The following is a 20,420-nucleotide window of genomic DNA, read 5'->3' as shown; positions in this document are numbered from 1 at the left end:
TGTTTTGTTCAGAATCGCCATTTTATTTTGATAGTTGTCGTGGTTGACTTATTATCTCAAAAATAAAGCTTTTCTCCTCAGATTTTTCTTCTTAATTTGTTACCCATGTTTGATGGGTTCCCATTAAATTATGATTTGCTTCTGTATTGGGCTCTAAATAAAACTGAAATAATTCCTATAGGTTATGGAAATAAGGGAGATGGTTTCACGTATACTGAATGGACAAATAGAGCTGACCAAAATGTATATTTTTTACATGGTGGATTACATCTTTATGATACGGGTTCAAAAATTGAAAAGCATAGATTTAATGCTGATCATGACGTTAGCATTATTGACAAAGTACGTGATAATTTAGATCTAGGCAATTTTCCTCTTTTCGTATCAGAACCTAGCAGCCAAAAGAAACTAGAAAAAATCAAGCATAACCCTTACTTAAATGATTGCTATAAATCACTTGGTAAATTAGGTGGTGAGTTATTTATCCATGGTCATTCAATTGATGAGAATGACAAACACATTTTTGACCAAATAAATAATAGTGATATTAGTAAAGTATACGTAAGCATTTTTGGGGACGAATCATCAGATGCTAATAAAGTTAGTAAAGCGAATGCAACCAGATTCATTGATGTTCCTGTAGTATTTTATGACGCATCAACAGCCCCTATTTGGAGATAATCGTTTTCAGTGCGTTTAATTTATGCATTCTTTTAGAATCCAATAAAAAAGCTCATACTCAAGTAATGGATATGAGCTTTTCCTTTTTAACTAGTTATTTGCTTGGAACTAAAAAACTCCAAGATTCATAGCCATAGTCATGCGCATCAAGATACTTATCTGAGTTTTTTACTCTACGATAACGGCAAAAAACCCATTTAAACCCTTTAGGCGCTATTTTGTTTTTCGACATAGTACATGTCACCTCCTCACCCAAGAGAGGTTATTTACTTGCGACTTATAAAAATGAATGCTAGCATTCAAATTGAAATATGTAAGTAACGCAAGTTACGAATGCCTCTCAGGCTACATTCGTATTTGTATAGTCTTGGATTGTTCTGCAAAACATTCCAAGACTTTATTTTTTCCTTAGCTGTATTTCTGCTGCACTCATAGAAACTCCAAACCTTTTAACTAATGAATAAGCATTGTCTGACTCTGTTACACTGATAGAAGGTATAAGTAACTCACCTCCAAAACAATTTGCTTGCCATTCACTACAACGATAGGCAGGTATCTTGATGTCTTCATCTATTCTTGCAAAAGAAGAAGGTAATCCTTTGTGTAATAGTAGATGCCCTATCTCATGCGCAATGGTCATTCGATGATGTCCATCACCTTCACAAGCGCCATCATATACATCTTCTCTGATGTATATCTTGTTTTCATCAGGAATTGTTATTCCAAGATTTCCTTTCATTTTTCCCTTCTCGATAAAGTCATATTCAAAATTACTTATGTTCGAGGGTAAAACGAACTCAAGAAGAGCTATCACATCCATATAATCAGATTGATTATGTGCTAAAGCTCTTAATGCTGTAGCGTACTCCCTAATTTGGGCACGACTTAAAGGGTTTACCTTTCTTCTTATACCGGACATACAGTTACCTATTTCATTTGTTCTTCTCCAGAACATTCATAATTTCGTTAAAATCATCATCTGATAATGAATCAAATGTTCTTGCAAACATTACAGCAGTTTCTTTACCTTTTTCAGAGCTTGAACTGCTTTTTATTTTCACTACATCAGTTGACATATCTGCCGCAACTTTGAGTTGCTTTACAACCTCAATATCCAACTTTAATGTTTCTACAATGCTATTAAATATCTCATCCGTGAGTTGCCTTTTCCCTGTTTCAATCGCAGATAAATAAGCTGAGCTTACTCCTACATCTGTAGCCATTTTTTTCAAGGTCATTGAGCAATCTATGCGGAGCTTACGAATAGCTTTTCCAAATGGTGTTAACATAGCCGATCTCCGTTTACTCTATTTTTTTATTATTATATTTAAACAACTAGAACATATTACGATTTACTATCGCAGTTTCAATATCTCACAAACGAGTAAATTAATCAACACTTTTTGTAAATTAGTTTTCAGTAAGTCCATACTCTAATTTCTAATGCAGGATTCGCAAAAAGATGGCATTTAGTACCAAATATGCTGGCATTTGGTACTAAAGCCATTTATACCCGCCAAAGTACCAAGCTAAACCTAGCAATTTATAAAACGGCATGACATAACCATAACAGCCCTCTCTTACAATTGAGGAGTGAAATATGGGAGTCAATTTAACTAAAACATTGCTAACTGAAGTTGAAAAATCTAACTGGAAAAACTTCTGTCAATCTCATGGTATGAGCGAATCAGAAATGCTACGTATGCTGATCAACCGAGTAGCACCTGAAGCGTCAAACACTGACAACTTTCGAGAAAATCGAAATAATAAAATCACCATCCGCCTATCAAATGAAAACCACAAAAAGCTGAGCTATCGAGCAAAGTCTGAGGGCTACTTAAGTGAAACAAGCTGGGTAAATGCTTCGGTCATGGCGAACCTTTATCGAGAACCAATACTCACTAAAGAAGAAATGGGTGTACTTAGAGACTCTAATCGCCAACTCGCCGCCATCGGGCGCAACCTGAACCAAATAGCCAGAGTGCTCAATATCGAATTTAGAGAAAGTGATAAAATCACCAAAGTAATGATTGAAGGGTTAACCGAACAAATTAACCTGCATAAACATAAAGTTTATAAACTGCTCCATCAAAACCGTCACCGCTGGAATATCCATGACTGATCAATTCCAAGATCAAATCTCAGGCTTACTTTCTGGAGATGTCAGACATAAATCTAACCGCATAAAATCGCTTCGGCATTACAATAAAAAGCCGCCTGAAGTCATGGTTAAGATCAGTGGTCATTGTAAAAACATGGCGCACATCCAAAGCCACTTTGAATACATCAGTCGTAACGGCCAGCTTGATGTCGAAGATGAACTTGGGCAAGTTTATCAAGACACTGACGACTTACACCAAATGGCAAAGCAATGGGGTAACGATACCAGTTCCACTAAATCCAACACTCGCCACACAACCCACATTGTACTTTCTATGCCCAACGGCACTGAACCAAAATCGGTAAAGCAAGCCGCCAGAGCTTTCGCTAAAAAGACTTTTGCCAATAATTACCAATATGTCTTTGCTTTGCATACTGATACCGACAGCCCACACGTTCACCTCACCATCAAAAACTTAGGCTTTGATGGTAAGCGTCTTCACATCAAAAAAGGACAACCTCAAATCTGGAGAGAACAATTTGCTTGTGAATTGGAGAGGTTAGGCGTAGCGGCTGAAGCTACGCCTAGTTTGAAAAGAATTAAGTACAGAGTAAATCCAGTACAACAACTTCAACGATAGCTATCCACATGGGCTTATTAATTTAAAAGCTTTGGAGAGCATTTCGTTTCATAAATGACAGCACTCTTTCATCGCACTGTCATTATTTTAGAAGTTTAATTTCAATATATTCAGCCTCTGGAAAGAGCTTCTTAGCTCGTTGAAAAATAGGCTCTGCAATTTCATTACTAGGTAGCATCAGATCAACGGCATTATCACTTTCATTGAAAAAGGTCACTATCTGATCTGCTATTTGAATTTTATGAACAAACGACTTTTTGAGAGCTCTTCCTGTATGCTTAGAAAATATGTACCTTGGATAACCTAAGATCAAAAGATGATCCCCCTCGTCCCTCAGTACATTTTCAGGGGAAAAATTTTCTTTTCGATAAAGAAAAACTGGTGCACATGTCCCAATAATAACTGCAACTGCGAAGTACCATTCCATGATATATTCCCTTAAAATTAAGCGTTGAAAATAATGTTGGGTTCCTACTTTTTTTATAAGCTAGACAGAGCTACTAAAGCAGGAGTACCTTTAAACAAGCCACCGTTGTGAGATACCCCAGCATCACTACTGACTTTCTCCGCCTTCGAGGAAAAAGCTCACCTATCTCGACCTTATCATTTTTCTTCAGCTTCGAGCGCCAAATCAAAAACCATGTTATTGATAACTGATACTCAATGTCCTCAACCTTAAAACAAGCTTTATACAAGGGTCGAAAGTACAAGTGACATGAATGTACTAATTCATCATCAACCCTAATTTCTAGCTTAGTCGAAAGTCGATGGTACTTTAGATGAAACCGATTCCCATCTAACCAATGCTCTTCCAGCTCAACAGCTTTAAAACTCATCAATTAGCGCTTCTTTTTCCAGCCTAAAAATACTTTCATCATCAAGCCAACAAAAGCGCCAGCAGAAAAGTTTACAAGGGCATAAAAAGGAATGTTTTGTGGGTCTATTCCTCCTGTTGCCCCCTTCGCCATTAATGTAACGATGAACATGATTAAACCGAAAAGAACACCTAGTTTAAGCCATAACTTTGGAGATGCTTTAACCAGTGGTTGATGCTGTGCTTTTGATAACCTTTGTTTTTCAAATTGTAACCATTTTGACTCGCAAAAATGTTTTATTGGCACCCAAATCGGAAACGTTACGGCGAGTATCAACAGGCTTGTTAAGTTCCATAAACAGGGAATTTTCTCAGAGCAAGACGGACAGACATAACCAAACCAATGCCCAAACGCATTCCTTTTTGACCAAAGGCGCGCATCATGCAAACTTTCACAGTGTGGACAAGGAATATATTGACGTTCTAATAGCGGAGCATCGCTGGTTTTATCTATTAAGGTAATTTTAGGTAAGCGCTGCCCGAGAATGAGTTCATTAAAAGCAAGTGCTGGATTAATAACCCAATGGATTAGTAATAAATTGGGCAATTTCCAAACTGAGTATTTTTCTCTATCAAATTTCATACTCACCTTCCTAAGCCTTACTACCGAGGTAGTAATTAATTGCTTTTTGAGCTTCCAATATGCTCGATCCTGTTTGTTGTCGATATAGACGTATAGCTTTTATCTTTTGGTTATTTTTTAAAGCCTCTAGAACGTCAAGTGGAATAAACGCTTCACTGTTTACCGATATCCCTTGCTTCTCAAGCAATATATCGATTTTTCTTTCGATTTGTTTCATTTTCTTTCGATTAGCAGAGACTTCAGAAAAGTTAATCGCAATCAGCAGCCCGAACACTCCAAGCAGCGATAGAGCTGGTAATATTGATTCCATTAATTAAAATCCTTCTTCGAAATATCTCATAGGTGACTTGTTGAAAAAGCTTTTATAGAGTTGCTGTAAATTATCAGGTAGTTTTTCCCAATAAGGCTTTGAGTTTGATGGTGACACTTTCCAAAATAAATTTTCAATTATGCTCTTATCAATGCAGGCTTTTTCATCTTCACTTCCTATTCTGTATTTCTCTGAAAAGTATTCAAAAAGATACGAATAATCGGCTACTGGATCTTTATTCTTCATAGCCTTATTAAGAACGTCAGCTATTGACTCGAACCAAAACCAAAGGAGATCAGGGTCAACGGTTTCACTCCAGCGTTTGATATAAGCTAAATCAACCTGAACCGTAAAATCTGGAAAATTGCGCCTGAACTCAAGAAAGAAATCATTTAACATTTGCTTCAACTATGAAAATAATAACTTTCAAACTGATTTTTTTCTGAATAGCTTTAAACATAGAATTAGAGCTATAAGAGAAAAAACACCTAATCCAATAAAATCTTGAGTAAATATATTAAAGATTATACCAATGGCGCATACACCCAACCCAACTAGATTGAAATTCTTTTTCATGATTTTTCTACCCTGTTATTGAAGATAAGAATAGAAAGAAAACGCCCATAGCGGCAAGACCGGTAAGTACCATTACTGTAAGTGTTTTAGATTGCTTCATTGATTGAAGAAGAGCAAAATTTGTTAGCATACCTGTTGCCATTAAGCTATTGATAACAACATCTTCTTTAAGTTCCTTTTTCATAATATCCTCCAATGAATCGACAACAATTCAGCATTCTTAGCAAACGCTAACAAATAACATTTTTATAATATTTTAAAAACAATTGAATGTTATCACCAAAAATATTCAACAGATATAACCTCTGATTTAATTGATAGTTTTTTAAACAAACCATCTATCTCTCCAACTCTTCCCCCGCTTCCCTAACTTTCAACCTCCCAGCCAACTCAACAACACTTTTAGGCTGACTATCTCGATGCTGATTCAGCGAAACGACCTTTTCATTCACATTCTCAAGCTCCAGCATAAAATCATGTATTTTCTCAGCATCCCTTGAGGCTCGTAAAATTTCTTTGGGATCACCTTGTAAAACTTTTACCCAGTGGTCAACATAGGCGGCGTGTTGGCCATAGTCGTGACCTATTTGCAGTTCGTCACCTAACATAAGCGAAGCGATTTCAGCCCTGAGTTCTTCTTTTGCATAGGACTCATCACCGAAGCGGCCAGTTAGGTCTCGGTCTAAACGATGACTGGCGCCACTGGCATGGCCACATTCGTGCAAAATCGTGGCGTAAAATCGGTCAGCGGTTTCAAACTGCTCTCGTTTTGGTAGATGAATACTGTCAGTTGATGGGCAGTAGTAGGCGTTGTCATGTTGATCATGATGAATGGGCACACCTAAAGCATAAATGATTTTTTCTGCTCGCTGATGGCGTTGCCAGTCAGGTTCTGTTTTTATGTCTAACTCTGGTAAGCCTTCAATTTGTTCAGCGTTAAACACAATGGCCGAGAACACGTTGGGCTTATCTAGCTTTATGGTGACCTTAATGGGCTTGCCGTCACTGTCTAAAATAGGTTTATCGTTACTGTCCTTTTTTATTACTTTATCAAACAGCTTCCAGTATTGAACCAATGTGCCTCGTTCACTTTTTTGCACTTGTGCATCTAAACCTTGAGCTTGCTTGTAAGTCATCCAACGAGGATCACCTCTACCTTGCATGGCCAACCAAATGGCATTGGCACCTTTGTAACGAGTGCCACTAATCGGATTATGCGGCATTTTTGGTATACCTGCTTCCCAAGGAACCTGCCAAGGTGCTGCACCGACTTTAAGTTGTTCAATTAGCTCATTAGCGATACGCTCATAATAAGGTAGCTTTTGATTATTACACGCCATAACTAGGCCTCATTTATTTGGGTCGACTCAATAGCCTCTTCTTCCGTGATTGCAGTTTCTTCAACGGCTCCTAAATCTTCCGCTTGCTCTTGAGTCAGCTCAATTTCTTTTCCTGCACTGTTGAGTGCAAGTAATTTATCGTTCAAGCTCATGTTGCTGCTCCTTTATTTTGGGGTTAGTTTTATCGTGAATATGTTTAGGTTTAAGTCCGAATTTTTGCATTACCTTATCTAAAAATTTCTGCCGACTTTGTTTTGGTAAATGTTGGCCTACCTCTTTAGCTATATCTGCTACGTTTTTTGTTTTTGAACATTGATGTTCTGATTTTGATGCTGTTTTTTGAAGCTGCGAAAGCCGCTTGTAATCTGCTTCTGTTGGTCGATAACCAGAAACATGAACATCTTGCGATTTGGCCTGAAACCAAGCTTCTTTTTTAAATGCCTGACAACCCGATAAACGAATTTCAGTCCATTGCCGATTAGAAGCAATTGTCAATAAATCAGTCACAACTTTGCTATTGGTGAACCTTGTTTGCAGCTTTATACCTTTATCAGTGAAAGCCAATGACTGGGGTGGTGAGCGAAAGTAAAACTTGTTTTGAATCGAGAAATAACGATGATTCAGGCTAACAGGTAGCTCTGACTTTTCAGTTTGTGACTTTTGATAGCAGTCTACTTTGTTCAATTGCTTACTGAGAGCAGGAAATACAGATACATTTTCAGTCTGAACCGAATCTGCATTCTGTTTATTCTTCATCAATTCAATGCTATTTAGCCTTGGTTTTGATTCGGGTGTTAATTCTGGCTTATCACTCATTCTCTACCTCGAACAACTTGGTGACTAAAGGCATCGACTAACTGATTTAAATCGGCTTCAGAAAGTTCAGACTCATCCTGTGGATGGTGATTAAAGGACGAAGTGGTAACATTTGAACAGCCTGTGTCATCGCTGTCTTGCTTTGTTTTTGCTCTGAAATGAATAACAGGTGAAGTTCTAGGTTTTACTTCATTGATAATCGGTGATTTCCACAAGACCTTATCCCCTTGATTCCCCCTTATCATCAACTGTGCATCTTGATACCAGCGGATCTTGCTGCATTTTATGGGAGCGCTGTTTTCTAATAACAGCAATGCCTTGTCTTGTCCTAACTGAATAATCTCTTGCGGCAATAACAACGCTCTTTGGTGATCACTGATATTCTCACTTCTGCCGCCTTTGCCTGATAATTGACGACTGCGACTACGGTTATGAATGGTGTTATTGCCCAAGGTTTCGGATATTTCCCTCGCCACTTTGGGATTTTTCGGCGCAAACACGATGTGCAGCGCATGGTTTTCCATCAAGGTTTCAGCGCCATCGTGACCGTAGATCTCTCGTAACTGTGACGGTGATTGAATGATGGTGAGCAATCGCAGCCCATAACCTGCGACATAACTGATGCCACGACTCAAAATGCTGATTTTCCCGATAGCGGCAAACTCATCCATCAGCAGTAATACTTGATGTTTCAGATGTGGATTCTGATCAGGTAATTCTCTGGTATTAAGATCAATCAATTGCTGAAAGAACAGATTAATCAGCGGCGCTAAACGGGTTAAATCATCAGGGGTGACACCGACATAGATAGATAATTTTTGTTTTCGAAGCTGCCGTAAATCAAAGTCATTTTCTGAAGTAACTGCATCAATCACAGGGTTGTAAAATAGCTCTAATGCAGAGGTGAAACTTTTGCGAATTGAACCACGAGTGCGCTCTGGCGTATCAAGGTACTCTTTCAGAGCTAACAAGCATTGACTAGATAAACCAAAGTCAGAATCCAAGCGCATTTCCAATTGCTGCGCCAGATATTCATCTCCTTGAGTCAACAGTCGCATCACCTCGCCCATAGTCACAGGCAAGGGTGGAGTTTCGATAAGGTACAACACTAAACCTAGCCACAATGAACGTGCTGAGGCTTGCCAAACAGGGGCTTCATTATCGATATTGGGGAACAGCATTTGGCCAATTTTCTGGATATCGTTGATGCGAAAACTGGGGTCGTCAGAAATGTAATGCAGCGGGTTCCAGCGATGGCTCTGATAATCTCGTGGCGCAAGATTGAGAAGGAAACATTGCTGTCCATGCGCTTTACGAAAACCAGCCGTGATGTTCCAGTTTTCTTGCTTGATATCCAGTACCACTACTGAGTCTTGCCAAGTGAGTAGATTGGGAATGACCACACCAACACCTTTGCCGCTGCGAGTTGGTGCTGACATCAATACATGCTGTTGCCCTGCAAACTGTAGATACTTTTGTTTGAATAGTTGCTTTTGTTTACCAACAACGATGCCTTTATCACTTAACAGCCCTGCTTGTTGAATTTCCTTTTGGGTAGCGAATTTTGCGACACCATAAAGCGGTTGTTTTCTGGGTTTAAACCTTGCGGCTATCATTAATGCAAAAGGCGCGAAGCCAAAGACTACCGCAAGTGTTAACCAAAATTTTGTCTTGCTGTCGTGTCCGTAATAGTAGCCGTACTCGAACACCGTAAATGGCGTGGCTTGGTGATAGTTAAGATGCGCAAAATACAGATAAATGGCGCTGCTGAGCCAAAGGCTTAATAACAAACCTAAAACTATCAATCCTGAGTATAGCCACTTAGCTGTATGCAATATTTTCATTCATTACCTCTGCTCTATCGTCGCACTCACGAAAGTGGGTGCCTAGCGACTTTTCTCGAATCAACCAAAGACACTGGATTATCGACATACAAAACTGTCGTTATTTCATTTCCAGCTAAAAACATGCTGGTATGACGGCAAGAAAATCTCAACCACCATAATAAACCTCACTCACAAACCGCTTACCGTTGATATTTTTTATTTGCACAATCACATCGACGCACAAATACAGTAGCTGTTTAATGTCCTCTCTTGAAAGTGAACTGCCTGCTTGCGATTCCTTTAGCATCAGCACCAATTGCTCTAATGCCAGTTGTGGGCTACCAGCGTGCATAGTGGTGATACTGCCCGGATGACCAGAGTTGATGTTGCGCAAAAAGTAAAACGCTTCATCGCCTCGAATGAGTTCAGCGACAAACACACGGTCGGGCTTCATTCGTAAACTCGCTTCTAGCAGTTGCTTTTGAGTTATTGGTGCAATGCCTTGTTGCCCTGCGGAATAAAACAAACTTACACTATTGGTATGAGAACGATGAAGCTGCAACTCATCGACATTTTCGATCGAGATTAAGCGTTCATGCTTGGGGACTAACTCCAATAAAGAGCGAAAGAACGTGGTTTTGCCTGAGCCTGTCGCCCCTGAGACTATGATGTTTTTGCGCTCTGCAATCGCTTGTACGAGAAACGCTTTGATATCGCCTTGCTGTTTAAGCTTGGCTAAATCATCATTGTATTTGGTTTCAGATAAGTGGCATTGACTGAAGTAACCTTGCTGCTGATAATCCTCTAAGCTAAAGCACACCTCAGCGGGTTTACGAATGGTGAAGCTGATACGCCCAGACAAGGTAACTGGCGGTATTGCGATTTGAACTCGCTCACCATTGGGTAAAGTAGCCGATAATATTGGATGACTTGAATCCAGCTTTTGCCCTGAGTAAGTGGCAATGAGTTTGGCTAAGTGCTGGCAGTAATCAAAATTAAGTGCATCTACGTTATGCTGTTGCCAGCCCTGTGCCGTTTCAGTCATCACTTGTTGCGGCTGATTAATCACAATTTCAGTGACTGACTTCATCGTTAAAAATTTATCTAACATTTTAAGATAAGCCATTAACGCTAAACTGCGACCATCATTGGGCAAGCTGCAAGTCATAGACACTCCTGAAATCCAAATCACGAGCGACAAACACATTGATGTGCTCACCCTGATTTTTGAGTAAAGTTGGCTTAATACCGATGGAGTCTTGCAATGCAATCGAGGCTAAGTCTTTGGTGCCGCCAATGGTGTTACCGAACTGAATTTGATTTTTATTACCGCTGTTGGCCTTATTGGAAGCGTACTGGCCAACATCATTTATCAGACTGAGTAACATGGCGCTGCCGAAACGCTGTTTAAAATGACCATCGATAAAGCCGCTGTGTCCGCTGCGCCCCAAGGTATCGGTTCCTGCAGAATCCAAATCGATAATCACTCCGTTAGGCGTTTCAATGCGATCCCACAACACAAAGATCCGAGCCACACCTTGCTGTAAACCACCTTGATATTGGCCGACAATGTGACTGCCTTTTTCTAGCAACAGCACTTTGCCATTAGTGGAATAAATGTCTCGACTGAGTTGGCAACGGGTCATGCCTGGCACATCGGAGCTGATGGCCGTTTCTAAGATGCAGTCCAGAAACGCACCTTTGGTGATGAATAAATTCGGGTCAACAATACGACTGGCTAAACTGCCTGATAACTTGGTTGGTTGCAGCTTTTGTTGCAGTTCTGACGTGAGTTCAGATGCTTGATGAGGATTTTGATATTGAGTTCGCTGACTTTGTGTATCAGTAGTTTTGTTCATTCGAGGCTGGCTAAATGCCAGTAAAGCATCCGTCTGCTTACGCTGCTTCGGTGTCAGCGGTGTTTTATTGGAATGCCCCAAAACCGTATAGTGCGGCTCAGTGGCAATATTACCCGTATGCAGAATGTCAGGCTTTGCTGTATCTGTACTATTGCTTGTTGAGTGGTCAGAAGCTTTAGGTAACTCAGGCGGTTTGCCTAAATGGTCAGCAATGGTGTAATGATGATTGATATTTTGCTGCGTTTCGCCATGAGTAAAACCGCCATTGATGACAACCAATAACCCGACAACAGCCAATGCCAATATCAATAATATACTTTTGTTGAATTGCGGCCTACGGGAAATCGACGCTCCCAGCTGCGGTAAATCTTCCAAGGTTTCGGGTTCAGTTCCTTGATTGGGCGTTGAACTGGCGTCCATTATTTACCTCCTTTTAGAACTTTCAGGTGTCGCTTCACGTTTGAGATATTACTGGTCGAGTAGTCAGCGGCTTGCTCTGAGTCAAACGAGCGATTAAACAAACACAACACCTTATTACCTTGACGAAGTACCAGTTGTTTCGCAATGCGCTGAACGATAATGGTGTAGGGAAATGCAGGATTAATATTAGAGTTCACCAGAGATTCTTTATCATCACTGCCAACCGTATAAACTGCTGGGAAATCTTGTTTGCCGTTAAAGGTGATGTAAGTGAATCGGCCATCATCAAACACCGAAACAGGCAGCAATTCTGTATCACCTTTATAGAAGTAATTTTGGTTTTTCACCTTAGGTGCCTGAACGGAATGAAGCCGTTGTCTGAGTTGATGACGTTGCTGTTTTTTCCGTTGTGAATCTTTGACTTGCTGAGGATACAAAAACTGCACCTGAAACATCATATCGTTGGGTCTTGGATGAGCACCATGTTGTGACCAGTGCGCACTCAGCTCGAAATTGTAAACGTGGCTACCTTTATTTGAGTCAGTCAGCACCGTCATATTGGTCACGGCCTTTTGTGTTTTAGGTTTGATGAAAATATGGTTAGCAACGGGAGTGATTGCCCACGCATCGGTATCACCCATAGCAACCTGAGTTATGGTTTCGTGTTGTCCAAACTCAATATCGGTGGAAAAGCCATAATGACCGACCAACTTGACCACTTGCTGCGGATTGTAATTGATGTGTTTAACTCGCCTATCGAAATGACCTGAGTGAGGTGTTTCGAGGGCGAAAGCCTCAGCACAAATAACCATTGCTGTCATACCCATGAAAATGGGTATCCAGCGACTTATGTTTTTAAACACAGCAAAAAGCACTGGGCACCCGTTTTCACGAGTGCGACGAGATATAGAGCAAGAAAAGCGTTGCATCTAATCCCCTCCTGTTGCTTGATCGTTGCGATAACTCAACACCTGAAAACCGAGAGGATTTAATTGTCGGTCTTGCAATGACATCGGCGCATTGCGATACACAAAGGTAATGGTTGCTACCCAATGGGTGAGCGGATGCGTTTCACCTGCTCGTTTTATTTGTTTGGCGTAACGAACTAAAGCCGTGACTCGCTGCTCAGTGTTAACGTTGTCTTTAGCGATAAAGCTGATGGCGTTTACTTGAGTCACCACTTGAGCTTGTTGGCCATAAATGGAAATGGATGCTTGCGGGTTGGTTTTAGGATCAGTGTGTAGCGCAAAATCTTGCTGAACATTATCGACCGACATCAAGCCGACTAATTTTCGGTCGTAACTCCGAGTTTCCCACTGATAAGATTCACGATGGCGAACATATTGTGCCAGCCAGTATTTATCCAACACTTCCTGAGCTTGCTGCTTAACCTTGCCATGGCTGGTTAAAGTAGACACCACATCCACTAAACCTGAGTTGTTGTCGACTCGAATAACAAATGGCTCGATGGTTTTAAGCGGTAACAGGCAAACTAAACCGATGCCTTGTAGCACGGCAATTAAGGTCAATAACAAACAACAACGCCATGCTCTTTTTTCTGATTGTTTGATCCGAACGCTCAGCTCAGTATCCCAGCTTCTGGCTTCATTGAAATACTGCTTAAGCAGCGCCTTATCATTCATCATGCTGACCTATCGGCTTGAGTTTGACTGGCGTATGGTTGACAGGTTTTAGCCCTTTGCCATCATAATGACAATGCGGCGGTTTAGGCGCACTGGCGCAATGGGTTAACAACAAACAAGCAATAACCATTAGGGCTTTATTGATGCTTTTCCTCATTGATGTGTTCTCCCCGAAATGCTGTTACTACCAAAGCGTTTTTGATATGCCTGATACCCAATACCTAACGGCTTAACCGGTGCCGCTAACGCCTGTCCGGTATAGTTCATGTCTCGTCTTAGGGTGCGGTATTGATTTCTGAGTGTGGTTGGCCGTAAAGAGTGCAGACTATTAGCAATCGCACCATTGGCGGCAATTGCGACCCCGCCGCCTAACGCCGAGGCCATGGCTGGAATTTGTTTCATCACCAAAATGCACAAACCCAATACAATGCAGAGCATCGAACTGTCGCTGAGTGTGGTCATCGCCGCATGATTTGCAGCAATTTTATGAAGGTAACTGTTTGCGACTGACACCATCAATTGCCCCGATGTCACACCCAGTAACAACACAAAACCAAAGTTGAGTACCATGCCGAGCCAACTTTCGAAGAATCGTTGTGTCGCTTGGAATAATAAGAGGACAAAAAAAGCAGGGCCGATTGCCAACAAAATGCTGACCATCACTTTGCTCAGCAGAATAAAGAACGCCACCAACAGGGTTAAACAGCTGCCAATCAGTAATACCGCCACGGCAATAAAGTACATACCGAAGTTACCGTTCATAACCCCGCCCTGTTTCCACGCATTATCGGCAAGCGCAAACACCTGACTAAATAACTGATCTAGCAAATGCGCCGCATCCATCGAGTGACCGCCTGACACAATCGAAGCGAGAGTTTGTGGGGTATCGCTTAAAAAAGTAACAACGGTTTGGTTGTAGCGACCAACGGTTAATCCCAATGCCAAAATAAAGCCAATGCGCAAGATTCGATAAAAGCCTTCTTGCAATGGTGCTTCACTGCGACCAGTCATCAAGGCATAACCCCATATCGCCAGCCAGATGATCATCAAGCTGGAAAACAGTGGTACCAAGAAATGAATCAACCGCTCAGAGCCTTGCTGCACATAGTCGTGCAGTGCCTTGTCGACTAGGTCGAAAATGCCCTGATACAGATTGCTTTTAGCGGCCACAGGATTCTACTCCTTGTTCCAATCGATGGGATGTAACTCACCCGCTGAGCGTTGATTAGCCGCATGTAGCGCATTAATGCAATCAGGCTCTTTATTGTATTTAGCGGGGTCATCGCTACAGAGCTTTAAAGTCTGATCTAAAATTTCGTTATGCTTGAGAAACCAAGATACCGTGTGTCCTTGGTCGACTTTCTGCTCAGGTTGAGAGCAAGCTGTCACGGTGATAACGGCGATAGAAAGTAAGATCAGTGTTGATGTTTTCATGCAGATACCTCTTTTTTGTCTTTGTTCTATTTATGCTCCATGCTTCTTATCGTTCCTGTGAAAACGGGAACCCAGTGTCTTTCAGAAACTTTAAACAAAAGGCGCTGGACGCCAGCCTTCGCTTGGCATGACGGCAAAATCATTACCAATCAATCGGTTTTAATTCACCCGCTGATTCAATCGCCATTTGGGTAATTTTTTGTTGCGTTAACGCATCATTGGCCTGCGCTTGGGCATTAAGTAATTGCAGCTTGGCTTGTTCGTTTTGCAGCATTACGCCCTCGGCATTTATCCGAGCTTGCAAATCCTCAATGTCTTTTTGTTGTGGTGCTTGATTAATCTTTTCAATCAGCCTCATGAGTTGCTGATAACGAGCTTGAGTTTGTTGCAATGACACTTGGGTTTGTCCAAACCAGCGACCTCGATAACGATTAACGTCATCGTATAAACCTGCGACATCGCCGCCGAGCTTTAACCAGTCGCTGTTATGTATGCCTTGTTTGTTTAACGTCAGGTTAGGATCAACTTTGACGCTAATGTCATAAATCGAATCAATGCTATTTGCCATTCCACGAACGCCATTAATACTATTGAGCTGCGATTTTGCCGTTTGAACTTGCTGTTTGAGAGTATTGATTTCCTCAAGCATGTGTTTCACTTGAATGATATTTTGATGCAGGTTAGCGGCATCAATCACGGGAAAAGCTTGGGCTGATGTAGATAGAAATATCACAGCTATGACTATTCCGTCGTACCCGTGAATACGGGTACCCAGTGCCTTTAGAATCTTTAAAAAGAAAAAGTCGCTAGATTCCCGCTTACTACATGCGGGAATGACGAGCGTTGTGCCTTTGCCGTCGTACCCGTGAAAACGGGTACCCAGTGACTTTATCCTGTTCATTTACCACCTCGCTTATCTCGTAAAGCATCAAAATAAAGCGGCAACCAAGCATTCGATTCATCACCCACTTGCTCAATCAGCTGCGTCATTAACTCCACTTTGTCTGTGGTACCCGAGATCACCGCTAACTCCTCATCAAAGCCATTCAAGTCCAGTGTGTTAACCGAGCTGGATTGCCCTTGTTTGACGATAAACTGGCGTGAATTGGGTTGAAGTTCCGTTTTAATCAGCTCAAATTCACGTTCGCTAAGATGCAGGCCATCGACGTAATCTTCACGTCTGGCTTTGGGGTTTGGCATTAAAATGAGCGTGGCGCATTGCTCGATTAATGAATGCGCAATTGGTGAATTAAGTACGTCACGGGCTGACTGAGTGCCGTAAACCATAATGCCGTTTTGCTTACGAATGGTCTTTTGTTTGTTATTGGCGAGATCTTCAAAGTACTCATCTGCAAGTAGCTTCCAGAATTCATCCATGATGATTTGCAGTCTACGACCATCAATCAAGCTTTCAATCCGATGAAACAGATACATCACAATCGGCGTTCTGATCTCAGGAGTATCTAAAAACTCCGTAACATCAAAGGCCAGCAAAGTTTGGTTATCGACGGAAAGCTCATCAACATCATTATCCAATACCCAAGCTAATTCACCGCCCTGACACCATTTTTGTAATTTGGAATAACAACCGTCATTGTCAACGGGATCGAGAAATTCCAGACAGCGGCTTAAGCGTCTATCTTGCTGTTCAAGGCTCATCACACCATTCACAGCATTAGCGATTTCTTGCTGCTGAGTATGGGTTAGGTCATCACCGCATAACTTGCTGATAAGTCGGTTGAGAAACAGTTTATTTGCGGGTGAGTCCTGTAACTGAAACGGATTAAACCCTGTCGACTTACCCATTTTTAATGGCAGGTACAAACCATCACAAGCTCGTACATAAACCTCTAAACCACGGTCTTTATCAAAGATGATTTGGGTTGGCTCAAACTTCTTACTTTGCGAAATTAAGAAACCTTGCAGCACAGTCTTACCGCTACCCGATGCACCAATAATTAAGGTATTGCCTAATGCGTGGTGCTCATCCTTGAGCGTGGTTTCCTTAGAGTGATTGCGACTTGGATTGCTATTGTTCCTCCTGTGTTCAAGCAAGTTAACTTTGTGAATGTTAGTCTCGTGAAAGTTAAAGTAGTAAGGCGAGCCAGAAGCTGATTTAAACAAAGTCACCGCTGTGCCCCATTGGTTCCCTGCCATCTTCCCTGATGGATAATTATGAAAACTGCAAAATCCAGCAAAGTTTTTAGAGGATATCGGCGCTGGACGTGGGCGATATTGACTGTTAGCAGGCAATTGTGACCAAAAAGCTGCGGCCAATGCCGTACTTTCTCAAACGGGAATGACGGCCATATCAGCCAACTCGGATTTGAGCTGTGACAGATGCAGTTCTAATTTCGCGTTTGAATCAGTAAGCACAGCTAACACCAAATGATGCTCACCATAGACAATACGATTTGAGGTAATGTCATCCAGCCCCGAGTCAATGGCATCAATTTGCGAATGGGCAAAGTCACCTGTGGTATGTAGACGTTTTTGTTGGCGTTGCAGCAGTTCGGTTGATACAGGTTTAGATAAAAACTGAAAGCTTTGCGTTAGCACCAACTCAAAAGGTGCCGACAATAGAACATTAAGCAAACCCGCTTCCGTCCGCTCAGGGTACTCCGAGATCCCCAAGCAAGATCCAAAACGGGTTTGCGTAATGCCCTTTAATGCAAAAGTGTCACCACCAAACAGTGGTCGTTGCCGCATCATCGAATGTGAAATATTGGCTTTCGGTAATGCTCTGGCTTGCCACTCACCATTGACCAAATAATCCAAAACGGTCAACAACTCCGAATACCAAACGCCATTAGAAAAATACGTACCGAGCCGTTGTGGTTGATAATCGGATAATGACGCCAATACTGTGCTGACAATTTCATTGAGTGTATTACTCGCTCGTTTGATTTCTTCAATAGCTTGCTCTTGTGACATGCTCTTAGATTTACCAAACCAAGCTGAAACACTTTGATACTGGCCGCGATAGATAACAGTTAAATACAGCTCATTAATCATCAACTGACTTTGACAAACCTGTTTGGCGTATTTGTCATTCAGCTGTTTATCGAAATCGCATTTGAAGTCACCGTGAGGAAACACTTTGTGCTCTCTACGAATTAAGTGCGTCCAAACGCAAACTTGAGGATTGGCGATATTTCGCAGTAATAAATTCAACTGCTCTTTCCAAAGTAAAACCTGTTCTGGAGCTACCGACTCATGCGCCACACCTTGCAAGCGGATCATTTGCAAATAGTCGCCACTATGAGTTTTAATGGTGTGTTCATCCACATGAGTTTGATAGGGAATAAACTCAGCCGCTTCGTTTTCACCCTGCCAGATATGCTTAGGAACTGACTTATTCATAAACCGTTCCTCAAGATGGAATTGCGGCTACGAGTATTACGATAAGGACAAGCCGTAGCTGCGCCAAACTGACGCCACGCTATCGACTTAGCCTTGGTTTTTAGCCATAACAACATTAGTCTAAGCAATCGTGGATCACGCAGACACAACACATACATCACGCCGTGGATAGGAAGGTAAAGCAGTAGAGTTAACGGATTTTTGCTGGCTATCATCAGCACAGCAACTAACGCACTAGCGACAATAATGGCATCTAAGGTGACACCCCATTTCATCGCAGGGCGAGTGACGGCAACAAATAAAGGATCATGTCGATTGGATTCTAATGTATTCATCATCAACCTCTATTTCACCGCTGAAATAATCATGTCGACAATGGTGGTACCGCCGAATACCAACACGATACCGGCAATGTATTTGCCGCAGGTTTCGCCTGTAATTCGACCAAACCACGCTAGGTATCCCAAAATCGCTATCCCAATCACCGCCGCACTTCGGGCAATGCCATTGGTCAACAAGTTCATCACCCAATTAACCCCCTCAGTGATTGGGTTAGCGAAAGCGATTTCGGGAAATAGGAATAGAAGAAAAAGCAGCCAGAGTTGAGCCATTACAAATCGATATGGCCGAATAGCTGAAACAGTATTTGTTGTAGGGCTAGAAACGAAAAAGCCTTTCATTCCTTGCTCTCCTTCGGATTAGAGAGTTTGTTTGAAAGGCAGTTTATGGCTAAGATTAGTTATTAGGTAGGTTTATAGCCTCTACCCATAAACCTTTTAGGACGGGATGTTTTTAGTAACGACATTGGCGTTATCACTTGTAACTATATAGATTTTATGGTTGATATACTGCTACTTCCTTCGAAAGCTAATTTTTCTAGATATTGATTATTAGATTCTTTTTTTAATAAAATATTTAATGAATCAAGAGTTTTTTCAATTACTTTGCACAACCTTGCCTCCGACTGAACTAGCTCTTTTGCATTGTTTTTATCAGTGAGAATTAATGACAACTCAATATATTCACTGTTGATCTCTCGGATATCTCTATTATTTTTAAAAACGTTATAGCATTTTATTAAATAGTCGAAGTGATATTCTTGTAGATTATGAAACCCTAAACCAACCTGAGGTCTCTTATCAATGACCAAATTGAGTAAAGGATCTCTAAAATACGAAGTGCTAAGTAAGGATCTATCTGATGGTAGTTTTGAATTATTTGTAAATAGTAATAACTTTGAAACAACATCTCGATAGGTATTTAATGTACTATCAGGAGTAAATAGATTAAACACGTATAACTCATTGAGGTGATTATAAAATACGTCACCGAACTCCCTGCTTTTAATAAAATCCACCTTAATCATTGAACCTAGCTGACGAATAGTTCCTATTAAATTAAGGACTTCGTTATACCGCTTTGCATCATCAAGGTTTCCAAGTGCTTCTGCACGCTTTTCTATATGCTCAAACGCCCAACAAATGTCTTGTAATGAACCTGCTATAATGTCGGCTTCTGAAGTTTGCATATGTACTTCAAATTCACATGTTTCAAAATTATTTTTTGGAAAAATATTGCGATACAAGTTTTCTTTATCAAAAAAATGAATACTATGCACTGCTTCCAGTTGCTCTAACTGGTGGAGGAAACTTTCTTTATGCCCTTGAAACCTTTGAAATGCTATGAGCTTTTTTTGCTCATTCCAAAGGTCATTTTGTTGAGTTTCAATTCTTTGTTGATTAATACTATTTTGGGCGTTTTGCCAAAATGCAAATACTAATGCGCCTACAGTGCCTATTGCTGCAAAGAAAGTGCTATAAGCAGATATACTGCTGTCTCTTGATCAGATCTTAGTGCATTTCTCCGTCAGCTAGCATTTCTTTCGCCATCCTATATCCAACGACATAAGATTGAAGGGTATCCCAACCTTCCCAAATCGTTTCCCAACCTGCTA

Annotated in this window: 29 protein-coding genes; 3 read left to right on the top strand and 26 right to left on the bottom strand. The window is 41.1% G+C overall.

The genetic code is table 11. From position 1 onward, the window contains the following. Positions 1–105: 105 nt before the first annotated feature. Positions 106–681 (top strand): DUF4917 family protein, encoded by a 576-nt coding sequence (locus JQC92_RS15865; protein WP_205000556.1) that lies wholly within the window; start codon positions 106–108, stop codon positions 679–681. Positions 682–775: 94 nt separating this feature from the next. On the opposite strand, the gene JQC92_RS15860 is transcribed toward JQC92_RS15865, so the two are convergent. The 3 genes from JQC92_RS15860 to JQC92_RS15850 all read right to left on the bottom strand — a co-directional run bounded on the left by JQC92_RS15860 (position 776) and on the right by JQC92_RS15850 (position 1,970). Beyond that, positions 776–913, bottom strand: a complete 138-nt coding sequence (locus tag JQC92_RS15860) for a hypothetical protein (RefSeq protein WP_205000555.1) — start codon at positions 911–913, stop codon at positions 776–778. 165 nt (positions 914–1,078) lie between these two features. Further along, the gene (locus JQC92_RS15855; protein ID WP_205000554.1) at positions 1,079–1,600 is read right to left on the bottom strand and encodes an ImmA/IrrE family metallo-endopeptidase; all 522 of its coding nucleotides are present in this window, start codon (positions 1,598–1,600) and stop codon (positions 1,079–1,081) included. A gap of 13 nt (positions 1,601–1,613) precedes the next feature. Next, the gene (locus JQC92_RS15850) at positions 1,614–1,970 is read right to left on the bottom strand and encodes a helix-turn-helix domain-containing protein (protein WP_205000553.1); all 357 of its coding nucleotides are present in this window, start codon (positions 1,968–1,970) and stop codon (positions 1,614–1,616) included. Between the two features lie 311 nt (positions 1,971–2,281). Here JQC92_RS15850 and mobC point away from each other — a divergent pair, with 311 nt between their 5' ends. After that, entirely contained in the window at positions 2,282–2,803 is a 522-nt protein-coding gene (mobC, locus tag JQC92_RS15845; protein ID WP_205000552.1) for a plasmid mobilization relaxosome protein MobC, read from the top strand. After that, positions 2,796–3,422 carry a relaxase/mobilization nuclease domain-containing protein gene (locus JQC92_RS15840; protein ID WP_205000551.1) on the top strand — a complete coding sequence of 209 codons (627 nt, stop codon included), beginning with the start codon at positions 2,796–2,798 and terminating at the stop codon, positions 3,420–3,422. Before mobC ends, JQC92_RS15840 begins: the two co-directional genes overlap by 8 nt. Positions 3,423–3,504: 82 nt before the next feature. Here the strand turns inward: JQC92_RS15840 and JQC92_RS15835 are convergent, their stop codons facing one another. The 23 genes from JQC92_RS15835 to JQC92_RS15725 all read right to left on the bottom strand — a co-directional run bounded on the left by JQC92_RS15835 (position 3,505) and on the right by JQC92_RS15725 (position 20,084). Further along, on the bottom strand, positions 3,505–3,849 hold the full coding sequence (locus JQC92_RS15835; RefSeq protein ID WP_205000550.1) for a hypothetical protein: 345 nt from the start codon (positions 3,847–3,849) through the stop codon (positions 3,505–3,507). A gap of 73 nt (positions 3,850–3,922) precedes the next feature. Further along, complete coding sequence (locus JQC92_RS15830; protein WP_205000549.1) at positions 3,923–4,258, bottom strand: hypothetical protein; 336 nt, start codon at positions 4,256–4,258, stop codon at positions 3,923–3,925. A gap of 3 nt (positions 4,259–4,261) precedes the next feature. Then, entirely contained in the window at positions 4,262–4,879 is a 618-nt protein-coding gene (locus JQC92_RS15825; protein ID WP_205000548.1) for a hypothetical protein, read from the bottom strand. A 10-nt stretch (positions 4,880–4,889) separates the two neighbouring features. Then, on the bottom strand, positions 4,890–5,189 hold the full coding sequence (locus JQC92_RS15820) for a hypothetical protein (protein WP_205000547.1): 300 nt from the start codon (positions 5,187–5,189) through the stop codon (positions 4,890–4,892). Positions 5,190–5,192: 3 nt separating this feature from the next. Then, entirely contained in the window at positions 5,193–5,588 is a 396-nt protein-coding gene (locus tag JQC92_RS15815; RefSeq protein WP_205000546.1) for a DUF7674 family protein, read from the bottom strand. Between the two features lie 184 nt (positions 5,589–5,772). Beyond that, entirely contained in the window at positions 5,773–5,949 is a 177-nt protein-coding gene (locus tag JQC92_RS15810; RefSeq protein ID WP_205000545.1) for a hypothetical protein, read from the bottom strand. A 154-nt stretch (positions 5,950–6,103) separates the two neighbouring features. Continuing rightward, on the bottom strand, positions 6,104–7,105 hold the full coding sequence (locus tag JQC92_RS15805; protein ID WP_205000544.1) for an ArdC family protein: 1,002 nt from the start codon (positions 7,103–7,105) through the stop codon (positions 6,104–6,106). 2 nt (positions 7,106–7,107) lie between these two features. Beyond that, positions 7,108–7,257, bottom strand: coding sequence for a hypothetical protein (locus JQC92_RS15800; protein ID WP_205000543.1), 150 nt, complete (start codon positions 7,255–7,257; stop codon positions 7,108–7,110). Further along, complete coding sequence (locus JQC92_RS15795; protein ID WP_205000542.1) at positions 7,241–7,921, bottom strand: LPD7 domain-containing protein; 681 nt, start codon at positions 7,919–7,921, stop codon at positions 7,241–7,243. Before JQC92_RS15795 ends, JQC92_RS15800 begins: the two co-directional genes overlap by 17 nt. Then, positions 7,918–9,765, bottom strand: a complete 1,848-nt coding sequence (locus tag JQC92_RS15790) for a type IV secretory system conjugative DNA transfer family protein (RefSeq protein WP_205000541.1) — start codon at positions 9,763–9,765, stop codon at positions 7,918–7,920. Before JQC92_RS15790 ends, JQC92_RS15795 begins: the two co-directional genes overlap by 4 nt. A 148-nt stretch (positions 9,766–9,913) precedes the next feature. Then, on the bottom strand, positions 9,914–10,915 hold the full coding sequence (gene virB11 / locus JQC92_RS15785) for a P-type DNA transfer ATPase VirB11 (RefSeq protein ID WP_205000540.1): 1,002 nt from the start codon (positions 10,913–10,915) through the stop codon (positions 9,914–9,916). Then, positions 10,893–12,026: a type IV secretion system protein VirB10 gene (virB10, locus tag JQC92_RS15780; RefSeq protein WP_205000539.1), complete on the bottom strand. Its 1,134-nt coding sequence runs from the start codon at positions 12,024–12,026 to the stop codon at positions 10,893–10,895. The genes virB11 and virB10 overlap by 23 nt, the downstream gene beginning before the upstream one ends. Further along, positions 12,026–12,955, bottom strand: a complete 930-nt coding sequence (virB9, locus tag JQC92_RS15775) for a P-type conjugative transfer protein VirB9 (RefSeq protein WP_205000538.1) — start codon at positions 12,953–12,955, stop codon at positions 12,026–12,028. The genes virB10 and virB9 overlap by 1 nt, the downstream gene beginning before the upstream one ends. Next, positions 12,956–13,672 carry a VirB8 family type IV secretion system protein gene (locus tag JQC92_RS15770; protein WP_205000537.1) on the bottom strand — a complete coding sequence of 239 codons (717 nt, stop codon included), beginning with the start codon at positions 13,670–13,672 and terminating at the stop codon, positions 12,956–12,958. Continuing rightward, positions 13,662–13,826 (bottom strand): hypothetical protein, encoded by a 165-nt coding sequence (locus tag JQC92_RS15765; RefSeq protein WP_205000536.1) that lies wholly within the window; start codon positions 13,824–13,826, stop codon positions 13,662–13,664. The genes JQC92_RS15770 and JQC92_RS15765 overlap by 11 nt, the downstream gene beginning before the upstream one ends. Then, positions 13,823–14,773, bottom strand: coding sequence for a TrbL/VirB6 family protein (locus JQC92_RS15760; RefSeq protein ID WP_338049518.1), 951 nt, complete (start codon positions 14,771–14,773; stop codon positions 13,823–13,825). The genes JQC92_RS15765 and JQC92_RS15760 overlap by 4 nt, the downstream gene beginning before the upstream one ends. Positions 14,774–14,845: 72 nt before the next feature. Further along, positions 14,846–15,103 (bottom strand): EexN family lipoprotein, encoded by a 258-nt coding sequence (locus JQC92_RS15755; protein WP_205000534.1) that lies wholly within the window; start codon positions 15,101–15,103, stop codon positions 14,846–14,848. 142 nt (positions 15,104–15,245) lie between these two features. Beyond that, positions 15,246–16,004 carry a type IV secretion system protein gene (locus tag JQC92_RS15750; RefSeq protein ID WP_205000533.1) on the bottom strand — a complete coding sequence of 253 codons (759 nt, stop codon included), beginning with the start codon at positions 16,002–16,004 and terminating at the stop codon, positions 15,246–15,248. Then, a complete protein-coding gene (locus JQC92_RS15745; RefSeq protein WP_205000532.1) occupies positions 16,001–17,380 on the bottom strand; it encodes a TraG/VirB4 family ATPase in 1,380 nt (459 codons plus the stop codon). The genes JQC92_RS15750 and JQC92_RS15745 overlap by 4 nt, the downstream gene beginning before the upstream one ends. A gap of 12 nt (positions 17,381–17,392) precedes the next feature. Then, on the bottom strand, positions 17,393–18,466 hold the full coding sequence (locus JQC92_RS15740) for a VirB4 family type IV secretion/conjugal transfer ATPase (protein WP_205000531.1): 1,074 nt from the start codon (positions 18,464–18,466) through the stop codon (positions 17,393–17,395). After that, positions 18,463–18,804 (bottom strand): VirB3 family type IV secretion system protein, encoded by a 342-nt coding sequence (locus JQC92_RS15735; RefSeq protein ID WP_205000530.1) that lies wholly within the window; start codon positions 18,802–18,804, stop codon positions 18,463–18,465. Before JQC92_RS15735 ends, JQC92_RS15740 begins: the two co-directional genes overlap by 4 nt. 6 nt (positions 18,805–18,810) lie before the next feature. Further along, positions 18,811–19,146: a TrbC/VirB2 family protein gene (locus JQC92_RS15730; RefSeq protein WP_205000529.1), complete on the bottom strand. Its 336-nt coding sequence runs from the start codon at positions 19,144–19,146 to the stop codon at positions 18,811–18,813. Positions 19,147–19,289: 143 nt separating this feature from the next. Then, positions 19,290–20,084 (bottom strand): hypothetical protein, encoded by a 795-nt coding sequence (locus JQC92_RS15725; RefSeq protein ID WP_205000528.1) that lies wholly within the window; start codon positions 20,082–20,084, stop codon positions 19,290–19,292. Positions 20,085–20,420 lie beyond the last annotated feature (336 nt).

Source organism: Parashewanella hymeniacidonis, assembly GCF_016900895.1.
GTDB classification, from domain to species: Bacteria; Pseudomonadota; Gammaproteobacteria; order Enterobacterales; family Shewanellaceae; genus Parashewanella; species Parashewanella hymeniacidonis.
This window is presented reverse-complemented; position numbering and strand designations above follow the sequence as displayed.